This window comes from Streptomyces sp. NPDC001880 (assembly GCF_053594575.1).
Genome location: NZ_JBSFET010000141.1, coordinates 1 through 10,562, shown reverse-complemented (window position 1 = coordinate 10,562; position 10,562 = coordinate 1). Strand labels below are relative to the sequence as shown.

The following is a 10,562-nucleotide window of genomic DNA, read 5'->3' as shown; positions in this document are numbered from 1 at the left end:
GCCCAGCCGAGGCCGGTGCGACGGGCGGGCGCGGCACCGATCCGCTCCCCCGCCGCGCCGGTGACGCGGTCGAGGACGACGGCGAGCAGTACGACCGGCACCCCGGCAGCGAGCGCCGCGCCCACATCGACGGAGGCGAGGGCCTGGTACACCCGGTCGCCGAGACCGCCCGCGCCGATCACGGACGCGATCACGGCCATCGAGAGCGCCATCATGATCGACTGGTTGATGCCGAGCAGCAGTTCCTTGCGGGCCAGCGGGAGCCGGGCGGTCAGCAGCCGCTGCCGGCCGGTCGCGCCGAGCGAGGCGGCAGCCTCCATCACCCCGGCGTCCGCGCCGCGCAGTCCGAGCGCGGTCAGCCGGGCCATGGGCGGGGCCGCGTAGACGACGGTGGCAAGGACCGCGGCCGGCACGCCGATGCCGAAGACCAGCACGACCGGGAGCAGATACGCGAACGCCGGCAGCACCTGCATGGTGTCGAGCACCGGACGCAGTGCCCGGTGCACGCGATCGGAGAGTCCGGCGGCGAGCCCGAGCGCTGCGCCGAGGAGCACGGACGCGGCGACGGCGACGGCCATCAGCGCGAGGGTCTGCATGGTGGGGACCCACATGCCGAGCAGCCCGCACACGGCGAACGCGGCGACGGCCACGAGCGCCGGTCGCAGGCCCGCGAGGCGCCAGGCGACGAGGCCGGCGGCGGCCGTGACCCCGGCCCAGCCGATGGCGAGGAGCACCAGGTAGACGGCGCGCACGCAGAGCACGACGGCGTTGCTGATGTGACCGAAGAAGTACAGGAAGAGCGGGTGGCTGTCCCGGTTGTCGATGATCCAGTCACTGGCTTCTCCGAGCGGCCCGGACAGGTCGACGGCGAGGTGTGCGGGCCAGCTGCCGCCGCCCAGGAGTACGGCGCCGAGGAGGAGCGCGACGAGGGCGGCGACGGCGATGAGTGCGCTGCGGTGCCGGGCGACGACACCGGTCAGCGGCGCGCCGGTCCCGGCGGCGGGGGTGGCGGCGGCGCTCATCGGGTCCACCTCCCCGTCGCGTCCGCCGCACGGGCGGTCACGGCCGGATGTGCGGGGCGCGGGCCCGGTGGACCCCAGGTGGTGTGCGCGGGCATCAGGCCACATCCTTCCGCGGGCCGAGTCCCGCGACCACTTCGAGCAGGTCCGCGTGGCCGACCACGCCCAGGCAGCGGCCGTCCTCGACGACACGGGCGGGCCCGCCGCCGCGGACGACGGCCTCGATGGCTTCGTGGACCGTGGCGTCGGGAGCCAGTGCCGGGCCGTTGTCCGTCTCGGCGGGCCCGGCCGGGCGCATCGCCGAGCGCACGGTCATGACCTGTTCTCGCGGGACGTCGCGGACGAAGTCGCGCACGTAGTCGTCCGCGGGTGCGCCCACGATCTCCTCGGGTGTGCCGAGCTGCACGATCCGGCCGTCTCGCATCAGCGCGATCCGGTCGCCCAGTTTCAGCGCCTCGCCGAGGTCGTGCGTGATGAAGACCATCGTGCGGCCCTCCTCGCCGTGCAGCCGCACGACCTCCTCCTGCATGTCGCGCCTGATCAGTGGGTCCAGTGCGCTGAACGGCTCGTCGAACAGCAGCACTTGGGGGTCCACCGCCAGGGCGCGGGCCAGCCCGACCCGTTGCTGCTGGCCGCCGGAGAGCTGGGCGGGGCGGCGGTGTTCCATGCCTTCGAGGCCGACCTTGGCGATGAACTCCGCTGCCCGCTCGCGCCGTTCGGAGCGCGCGACCTTCTGGATCTCCAGTCCGTACGCGACATTGTCCAGGACCGACCGGTGCGGCAGCAGCCCGAAGTGCTGGAAGACCATCGCGGCGCGGTGGCGGCGCAGTTGGCGCAGCCGGGACGCGTCCATCGACAGCACGTCCTCGCCGTCGATGGCGATCGAGCCGGAGGTGGGCTCGATCAGCCGGGTCAGGCAGCGCACCAGCGTCGACTTGCCGGACCCGGACAGGCCCATGACAACGAAGACCTCGCCCTTGCGGACGTCGAAGGACACATCGCGCACGGCGGCGGTGCAGCCGGTGCGTTCGCGCAGGGCGGCCGGGCCGAGTGCGGCGAGGTCCGGATCCGCCGGCACCCGGTCGGCCCTCGGGCCGAAGACCTTCCACAGCTCGCGTACGGAGAAGACGGGCGGCCCGGGAGGAACAGCCGGCTCGGAGGGGACGGGCGGTTCGGTGTTCATCAGGCGTTGCCTCCCAGAAGGTCCGCGCATTTCTCGCCGATCATCAGCACGCCGATCATCGGGTTGACGGTCGTCATCGTCGGGAAGACGGAGGCATCGGCGATCCGGATGCCGTCCAGGCCACGGATCCTCAGATCGGGTGACACCACGGCGAGTTCGTCGTCCGCGGCACCCATCCGGCAGGTTCCCGCCGGGTGGTAGACGGTGTGCGCGACCTTGCGCGCGTACTCGCCCAGCTCCTCGTCGGAGGTGACCTCGGGCCCCGGGCAGACCTCACGCCTGAGCCAGCCGGCGAGCGGTTCCTGCGCCGCGATGCGGCGGGCGATGCGGATGCCGTCGACGAGGGTGCGGCCGTCGTAGTCCTCCTCGTCGGTGAAGTACCGGAAGTCGAGGGCGGGCTTGACCTCGGGGTCGGCGCTGGTCAGATACAGCCGCCCGCGACTGCGCGGCTTGGGGATGTTGGGGGTCATCGACACTCCGTGCGGCGGCCGCCGGTAGCCCAGCCGTTCGGGGTTGTCGGTGAACGGGATCTGGTAGAAGTGGAACATCAGGTCCGGCCCTTCGGCCTCCGGGTCCCTGCGTACGAACAGGCCTGCGTCGCTGTCCATCGCGGAGTTCTCCGGTATCGGCCCGTCGGTCTCCCAGACGATGACCGACTCGGGATGGTCGAGGAGGTTCTCGCCGACGCCCGGCAGGTCGTGCACGACGGGGATGCCCAGCTTCTCCAGGTCGGCGCGGGGCCCGATGCCGGAGTGCAGCAGCAGCCGGGGCGTGTCCACGGCACCCGCGCACACCAGCACCTCGCGCCTGGCCCGTACGAGGTGCTCCGCGCCGTCCTTGGTGCGCACCTGCACACCGGTGGCCCTGGTCCCTTCCAGCTCAAGGCCGAACGCCCAGGTCTCCAGAGCGATATGGAGGTTGGGCCGGTCCAGGAACGGGTGCAGATACGCCACGGAGGCCGAGGAGCGCTTGTTGTTCTCCGGGTGATAGGCGAGGTCGAAGAAGCCGACACCCTCGTGGAACGGCTGCTTGTTGAAGCTCTCTACGCGCGGCACGTCCAGCGCCGCCTGCGCGGCGTCGACGAAGTCGCGGGCGATGGCGTTCCGGTCGGCCTCGTCGACGGGGACGATGTTGTTGCGGAGCCTGGCGAAGTACGGGTCCATCGACGCCGCGTCCCAGCCCTCGGCGCCCGCGTCGGCCCACTCGTCCCAGTCCGTCGGCAGGGGTTTGAAAGCGATGAGGGTGTTGTGGGACGAGCAGCCGCCGAGCACCCGGGCACGGCTGTGACGGATGTGCGAGTTGCCGCGAGGCTGCTCGGTCGTCGGGTAGTCGTAGTCCAGTTCACCGCCGAGGAGGCCCATCCAGCGGCGCAGGGTGAGGACGTCGTCCCGTCCGACGTCGGTGGGGCCGCCCTCGATGACGGCCACGGTGGTGTCCGGGTTCTCGGTGAGCCGGGAGGCGATCACCGATCCGGCGGTGCCGCCGCCGATGACGACGTAGTCGTAGATGTGGTTCTCGGTCATGTGCTCGTTTCCCTCTGCTCCGTTGCGCGCGGTTGCTTCGGTTGCGTGCGTTGGTTCGGCTGCGTGCCTTGGTTCGGTTGCTGCGCTGCGTCGACGGCTGCGTCCCGCCGGGCGGCCCGCGTTGCGTCCGTCGCGCCTGTCGCGTCCCATGCCCGTACGCCTTGCGTCACGTGCGGCATGTGCGTGGCGTCTGTCGCCCGAGTCTCAGCCCGCGAACCAACGCACCGGGCGCGGGGCGAGGTTCTGGTAGATGTGCTTGGTCTCGCGGTACTCGGCGAGGCCGGTCGGTCCCAGCTCGCGGCCGATGCCCGACTTCCCGAAGCCACCCCATTCGGCCTGCGGGAGGTAGGGGTGGAAGTCGTTGATCCAGACGGTGCCGTGGCGCAGCCGGCCTGCGACGCGCCGGGCGCGTCCCGCGTCGGCGGTCCACACGGCGCCCGCGAGCCCGTACTCGGTGTCGTTGGCGAGGGTGACGGCCTCGTCCTCGGTGCGGAACGTCTCGACGGTCAGGACGGGGCCGAAGACCTCTTCGCGGACGACACGCATCCGGCGGTCGCACCGGTCGAGGACGGTGGGGCGGTAGAAGTAGCCGGGGCCGTCGGGCCGCTGGCCACCGGCCCGGAGCACGGCTCCTTCCGCGAGGGCGGACGCGACGAAGTCCTCGGTCTTCGCGAGCTGTTGCGCGGAGACGAGCGGTCCGCACTCGACGCCCGGGTCGGTGCCGCGGCCGAGGCGGATCTTCGCGGCGCGGCGGGCGAGTTCGGCGACGAAGCGCTCGCTCAGCGGCTCCTCGACGATGAGGCGGGACCCGGCGGAGCAGACCTGGCCGCTGTGGATGAAGGCGGCGTTGAGCGCCTGGTCGACGGCGGTGTCGAAGCCCTCGTCGGTGGCGCAGGAGTCGGCGAAGACGACGTTGGGGTTCTTGCCGCCGAGTTCGAGGGCGACTTTCTTGACGGTGTCGGCGGCGGCGCGGGCCACCTTCGTGCCGCTGGCCAGACCGCCGGTGAACGACACGATGTCGACGTCCGGGTGTTCGGCGAGACGGGCTCCGACGGTGTCACCGGCACCGGTGACGATGTTGGCGGCGCCCTGGGGCAGTCCGGCCTCCATCAGGAGCCCGATCAGTGCGACGGTGGTGAGCGGGGTGATCTCGCTGGGCTTGATCACGAAGGTGTTCCCGGCCGCGAGCGCCGGGGCGATCTTCCAACTTGCCTGGAGCAGTGGGTAGTTCCAGGGGGTGATGAGAGCGCACACACCGACGGGCTCATGGACGACGACGCTGTGGATCTCGTCGGACCCGGCATCGACGACGCGTCCGCCCCTCTCGTTCATGACGAGGTCGGCGAAGTAGACGAAGGCGTCGCGCACACAGTCCACGTCGACGCGCCCCTCTTCGAGGGTCTTGCCCGCGTCCTGGCTCTCCAGGGCACCGATCTTCTCCCGGTCCCGCTCCAGCAGTGCCGCGACGCGGCGCAGCAGGGCGGCCCGCTCCGCGACGGGCGTACGCGGCCAGGTGCCGCCGTCGAAGGCGGCACGCGCCGCGGCGACGGCGTCATCGGTGTCGGTGACGCCGCCCTCGGACACGACGGCGAAGACACTCGCGTCGACGGGGTCGAGGATCTCGCGCGTGGTTCCGGAGACGGCCGAACGCCACTCTCCGCCCACGTGGATGGTCTGTTGTGCTGCCGCCACGTCGTTTTCGGCCCTTCGGTTCCGGTTTGCTCTGCGCGCCGGTCACACCCCGGCGATCCGGCCGTCTGCCCCGGGTCCGAAGAACCATGCCCTGATCACGACGGAAAGTGACCCGCCTCACCTCACGCCCCGGGCCCTGCCCCGTCGCGCAGTTCGGTTGCGCGCGGCCGCAGATGAGCCGTGCATCTGGCGATGCCGTGACTCCGGCCGAGGTTGTCGTGCCGTGCGCGCGGCGCTGGGCCACGTCCTCATGTCCGCGACGGCCGAGCCCTGGTGGGCCCTGGCCGCCGCATTCGTGACGGACTGTGGCTCGTCCACGGAGAACGGGCCGTTCTCCGCCACGCCACCTCACCGGATCAGTCGATGCTCAGGCGGGCCTCCCCCGGCTGTCCGGACAGGTGGGGCTCCATCGCGGCGAGCCAGGCGTCGGCGATGATCCGGTGGCCGAGGGGAGTCGGATGGACCCCGTCCCGGGCGAGCTCCGCCGGTTCCTTCGTCTGCGCGGCACGGCGCAGCGCGAGGTCCGCGCGGACCACCTCGGCTCCGTTGGCCGTCGCGGCGCGAAGGACGGCTTCGGTACGGGGTGTCAGGTCCTCGAACCAGCATTCCTGGTCCGGGGTGACCGGGAGCAGGAACGGGGTGATGACGACCAGTTGGGCGGACAGCTTCTGCGCGGTGTCCGCGAGGAGGCCGGCGAGGCATGCCTCGAACTTCTCGATCGGACTGGTGAGTTGACTGTCGTAGAGCCGCCAGGTGTCATTGATGCCGATCTTGACCGTGACCACGGTGGGCCGGTGGTCGATGACATCGGTGGTCCAGCGGGCTTCGAGGTCGTACACGCGATTGCCGCTGATGCCCCGGTTGATGACAGCGGGGACGGGCCCGTCGCCGGCCCTGGCGCGCAGGGTCCGGGCGATCTCGTTGACATAACCGCCGCCGAGCGATGCGGTGTCGCTGCGGTCGCGGCCCGCGTCGGTGATGGAGTCACCGACGAAGAGGAGCGTGTCGGTTTCCTTGATGTGCATGTGTGCCGTCCTGATGTCGGGTGTCGGTATGGGCGCCGCTCAGCGCTGAGCCGCGACGCGCCGCAGCGTATCGGCCTCGCGGGAGAGCACGTCCGGGTCGTCGCCGGGCACGAACTCCAGGAGTGCCTCCATGGGGACGCGCCGTTGGTTCAGCAGGCCGAAGACCCCGGCCCACAGATCCTCGCGGTCTGCCAGCCGCAGTCGGTGGTTGCCCGGCCACCAGGAGAAGACGTGCACCGCGCTGACCCGGTCGACGAGCGCGGCGAGGCCCGCCAATGCCTCCTCGCCGGGAGCGTCCTGCGGGGGCTGCCAGTAGGTACGGAGGTTGTCCGCTCCCACCTCGTCCAGCAGCCGGACGGTGGATTCGACGGTGTCGGTGAGGGTCTTCGAGTGGAACTCCAGCGCGAGCTCCAGCCCGTGGTCCGCGGCGGTCCGGGCCGCCTCCCGCAGGCGGCCGACGGTACCGCTCCGCTCCTCGGCCGTGGCGTCCCGTGAGCCGATTCCGCCCGCCCATACCCGCACCCGTGGCGCCCCGAGAAGCACCGCGGCACGGGCGATCTCGGGGAACTCGGCCGCCTCGTCCTGTGTGGCGCGGAAGTAGGAGCCGTACGAGCAGCAGGTGAGTCCGTATCCGTCCGAGGCCTCGCGGGCGGCGTGGACGGCGCCTGGGTCCCCCGGGGGCGCGTGCACGTCCGCTCCCCACTCGATCACTTCCAGACCCGCGTCGGAGGCACGGCGTGCGAGCTCGGGCGCGGGCAGCCGCCTGAAGGTGACCGAGCACAGCCCCGGCCTGATCACGGGCGCACCCGGCCCGGTCGGTGGACCGCCCGGGGCGCCGTCCCTCGTGCCGCACCCCCGCTCCTCGCGGTCATGGCTCTTGCTGCCTGCCACAACGTTCCCTTCCTTCGGCCGTCCTGCGGCGATTCCTCCCCCGCCCCTGCCCGGCTGTTCCGGTCCGCCCGCCCACCCGGGGCGGACGGACCGGAACACCGGTGAGTTCTCACGATGCGTTCGGACCCACATCCGCGGCCGTGAGAGGGTGCCGGAGCGCGGCCGCGGTCGAGTACTCGTCGGCGCCGATGTCCCGCGTGCTGCCACGCGCGTCACCGTCGATGTCGTCGGCCACGGTCGGGCTCGCCAGCGTGGCGGCACCGATCGCCGGGCTGCCCGCCGACAGCCGGGCCACGCCGTCCTGACCCGTCGCCAGCTTCGGATCGACACGGGTGTAACCACCGGACGGAATGTTGCCGTTGGCGGCCGCACCCCACAAGATGTTGCTCTGCCAGGTGAAGTCGGTGGTCGCCCCCATCGCGACGAGGCTGCCGGAGTCACCGACCAGCAGGTTGTCGGCGACGACCACGTCGCGGGGCTCGTAGGTCCGGGTCTCGCCCGAGAGCGTGCTGGAGTTGCCGATCAGGGTGTTGTGCACGATCACCGCGCGGTCGCAGGCGTCGTTGCCCCGCCGCTCGTCCTTCGTCTCGCCCGAGTTGTGGTCGCGGGTGGTGCCGCTGCCGACGACCAGGGCCCGGCCCGACAGCCCGCTGAGGTAATTGTTGACGATCAGGTGGTCGTTCCCGTACAGCCGCACACCCTCGCTGCCGCCGATCAGGTAATTTCCCTCCACCGTGGAGCGGTTGCCATGGCGGAGCACGATTCCGCCGCGGCTGTCGCGGATGGTGTTGTAACGGATGGTGTTGTCGGAGGACTTGACCGAGATGGCCTCGGGGTCGCCATTGGCGCGCTCGAACAGGTTGTACTCCACGACCGCGTGGGCGCCGGACAGTGCCCGCCCGCTGACGCCGAGGCGGATCGACTCGCCGCCGTTGGCCCCGGAAAAACTGTGGTCGGAGAAGTGGTTCTTGAAGATGTGGATGTTCTGGGCCATGTCGGTCGCGTCCGGGCCGTCGACGACGAGGAAGATACCGGCGGTGGTCTTGTCGTGGAAATGGTTCCGGTCGACCTTCGTGTCGTTCGCCCGGACGACGAGCCAGTACGGGTCGCCGGTGTCCGCGTGCTGGAAGTCGTTGCGGGTCAGCCGGATCGACGAGCAGTCCGCCGGGATCTCCATCGTGGTGCTCTGCCGGAAGGCGAAGCCGCTGACGGTGATGTTGCTCGAATCGGCGAAGACGAAGCTGCGTTCGCCGCGCAGCACCGCGCCACCGCGGGTCTTCGAAACGATGGTGATCTGCGCGGTGCTGGTGCCGTTCTTGCCAAAGACGTTGATCGCGCCGCCCGCCGGAACGGTGTAGGTGCCGTCGGCCACGATGATCCGGTCGCCGGGTGCGGCGGCGTTGATCGCGCTCTGGAGTTCGGCGAGGGAGCCGACCGTCGTGTCGGCCGCCGAAGCGCCGGCCGACATCGAGGTGCTGAGGGGCACGGCGGCGAGTGCTGCCACCGCTGTGCCCCTGAGGAACGTGCGTCGTTGCATGATGCCTCCTGTGGCGACGAGTACGTGACGGGCCGGTCCGTACAGCCCCCGCGCTGGACGTTGCCGGCCGGTGGTGGGGAAAGCCGGTGGCGGACCGGCCCGGCTGTCCCGCTCGGGCGTGTGATCAGCGGGCGTGCGGACCGACGTCGGCCGGGGTCAGCGGCTGGTGCCTGGGCGCCCGCTTCGCGTATTCGTCCGCGCCCACATCGCGGTGCCGGCCGCGCGGGTCCCCGTCGATGTCATGGGTGACCCGTGGCCGCAGAAGCGTGCCCGCGCCGATCGCCGGGCTGTCCGCGGCCGGCCGGGCCACGCCGTCCGGGCCCGTGACCAGCTTCGGATCGACGCGGGTGTAGCCACCGGCGGGGATGTTGCCGTCGGCGGCGGCACCCCACAGGATGTTGCCGGACCAGGTGAACCGCACGGTGTTCGCCATGGCGACCAGCTCTCCCGAGTCCCCGACGAGCAGATTGTCCGCGACGGTCACATCGCGTGGCTCGTGGGGACGGTGGCTCTCGCCGGAGAGTGTGCCCTTGTTGTTCACAAGGGTGTTGTACGCGATGAGAACCCGGTCGGGGGCGTCGTTGCCGCGGCGCGCGTCGGGCGTCTCGCCGGGCAGGTGGTCGCGTTCCGATCCGCTGCCGATCACCAGGGCCCGGCCGGACAGGCCGGCGAGGTGGTTGTTGACGATCACATGGTCGTTGCCGTAGATCCGCACACCGTCCGTGCCGGCGACGAGGTGGTTGGCTTCCACCCGGTTGCGGTTGCCGTGGCGCAGGACGATCCCGCCGAGGCTGTCGCGGATGGTGTTGTGCCGGATGACGTTGTCCGAGCTCTTGACGGAGATGGCCTCCGGGTCGCCGTTGGCGCGCTCGAACAGGTTGTACTCCACGACCGCGTGGGCGCTGGACAGTGCCCGGGGGCTGACGCCGAGCCGGATCGGTTCTCCGCCGTTGGATCCGGCGAATGTGTGGTCGGAGAAGTAGTTCCTGAACACATGGACGCGCTGTGCCATCTCCTCCTTGCCCGCGCCCTCGATGCCGAGGTAGATGCCGAGCGTGGACTTGCCGTGGAAGTGGTTGTGGTCGACCTTGCTGTCGTCCGCGCGCACCATCACCCAGTGCAGGCCCTCGATGTCGGCGAGCTGGAAGTCGTTGCGGGTCAGCCTGATGTGCGAGCAGTTCGGCGGGATGTCCAGGGTGCTGCTCTGGCGGAAGGAGAAGCCGCTGAGGGTGATGTGGCTGGACGCGTCGAGGACGAAGCTCTGATCGCCGTCGAGGACTACGCCGCCGCGGGTTCGGGCGATGACGGTGATGGGCGCGCGCTCGGTGCCCTGCTTGTTCCGGATCGTGAGGGGGCGGTCCGACGGGACGGTGTATCTGCCGTCGGCCACGACGATGCGGTCACCCGGACGTGCCCGGTCGATCGCGGCCTGGAGCGCGTCCAGCGAACCGACGGTGCCCGGCGCCGCCGTCGCGCTCGCGGTCGGGAGACCGCCGATGGGGACGACGGTCAGCGCCGCCCCTGCCGCGGTGGCCCTGAGGAACGTGCGGCGTTGCATGATGCCTCCGTGAGTGTGGTGATGGATCGGGGTCCGGGCCCCTCCCGGCGGGCTCGCCGTGACCGGCCTGTTCATCGCGGTGGGCCACGACCCTCGCACCGAGCTCTTCAAGGGCCAGCTCGACCTCGACGACG

General features: G+C 71.1%; 8 protein-coding genes. All 8 read right to left on the bottom strand.

Annotated features, from left to right (window positions below):
* A partial coding sequence (locus tag ACWCQ6_RS33960; RefSeq protein WP_451095876.1) for an ABC transporter permease occupies positions 1-1,022 on the bottom strand: 1,022 nt, incomplete at its 3' end.
* 94 nt (positions 1,023-1,116) lie between these two features.
* Positions 1,117-2,202: a quaternary amine ABC transporter ATP-binding protein gene (locus ACWCQ6_RS33955; RefSeq protein ID WP_451095874.1), complete on the bottom strand. Its 1,086-nt coding sequence runs from the start codon at positions 2,200-2,202 to the stop codon at positions 1,117-1,119.
* The gene (locus tag ACWCQ6_RS33950) at positions 2,202-3,725 is read right to left on the bottom strand and encodes a GMC family oxidoreductase (protein WP_451095872.1); all 1,524 of its coding nucleotides are present in this window, start codon (positions 3,723-3,725) and stop codon (positions 2,202-2,204) included. The genes ACWCQ6_RS33955 and ACWCQ6_RS33950 overlap by 1 nt, the downstream gene beginning before the upstream one ends.
* A 204-nt stretch (positions 3,726-3,929) precedes the next feature.
* Positions 3,930-5,417 carry an aldehyde dehydrogenase family protein gene (locus ACWCQ6_RS33945; RefSeq protein WP_451095870.1) on the bottom strand — a complete coding sequence of 496 codons (1,488 nt, stop codon included), beginning with the start codon at positions 5,415-5,417 and terminating at the stop codon, positions 3,930-3,932.
* 356 nt (positions 5,418-5,773) lie between these two features.
* Complete coding sequence (locus tag ACWCQ6_RS33940; protein WP_451095868.1) at positions 5,774-6,442, bottom strand: SGNH/GDSL hydrolase family protein; 669 nt, start codon at positions 6,440-6,442, stop codon at positions 5,774-5,776.
* 39 nt (positions 6,443-6,481) lie between these two features.
* Positions 6,482-7,333 (bottom strand): sugar phosphate isomerase/epimerase family protein, encoded by an 852-nt coding sequence (locus tag ACWCQ6_RS33935; protein WP_451095866.1) that lies wholly within the window; start codon positions 7,331-7,333, stop codon positions 6,482-6,484.
* 109 nt (positions 7,334-7,442) lie between these two features.
* On the bottom strand, positions 7,443-8,870 hold the full coding sequence (locus ACWCQ6_RS33930) for a chondroitinase-B domain-containing protein (RefSeq protein ID WP_451095864.1): 1,428 nt from the start codon (positions 8,868-8,870) through the stop codon (positions 7,443-7,445).
* A gap of 124 nt (positions 8,871-8,994) precedes the next feature.
* Positions 8,995-10,428, bottom strand: coding sequence for a chondroitinase-B domain-containing protein (locus ACWCQ6_RS33925; protein WP_451095862.1), 1,434 nt, complete (start codon positions 10,426-10,428; stop codon positions 8,995-8,997).
* Positions 10,429-10,562 lie beyond the last annotated feature (134 nt).

What these genes read in the sequence shown, in the direction of transcription:
- ACWCQ6_RS33930 (WP_451095864.1), bottom strand. Translation starts at nt 8,870, where the DNA reads ATGCAACGACGCACGTTCCTCAGGGGCACAGCGGTGGCAGCACTCGCC.
- ACWCQ6_RS33955 (WP_451095874.1), bottom strand. Translation starts at nt 2,202, where the DNA reads ATGAACACCGAACCGCCCGTCCCCTCCGAGCCGGCTGTTCCTCCCGGG.
- ACWCQ6_RS33950 (WP_451095872.1), bottom strand. Translation starts at nt 3,725, where the DNA reads ATGACCGAGAACCACATCTACGACTACGTCGTCATCGGCGGCGGCACC.
- ACWCQ6_RS33940 (WP_451095868.1), bottom strand. Translation starts at nt 6,442, where the DNA reads ATGCACATCAAGGAAACCGACACGCTCCTCTTCGTCGGTGACTCCATC.
- ACWCQ6_RS33925 (WP_451095862.1), bottom strand. Translation starts at nt 10,428, where the DNA reads ATGCAACGCCGCACGTTCCTCAGGGCCACCGCGGCAGGGGCGGCGCTG.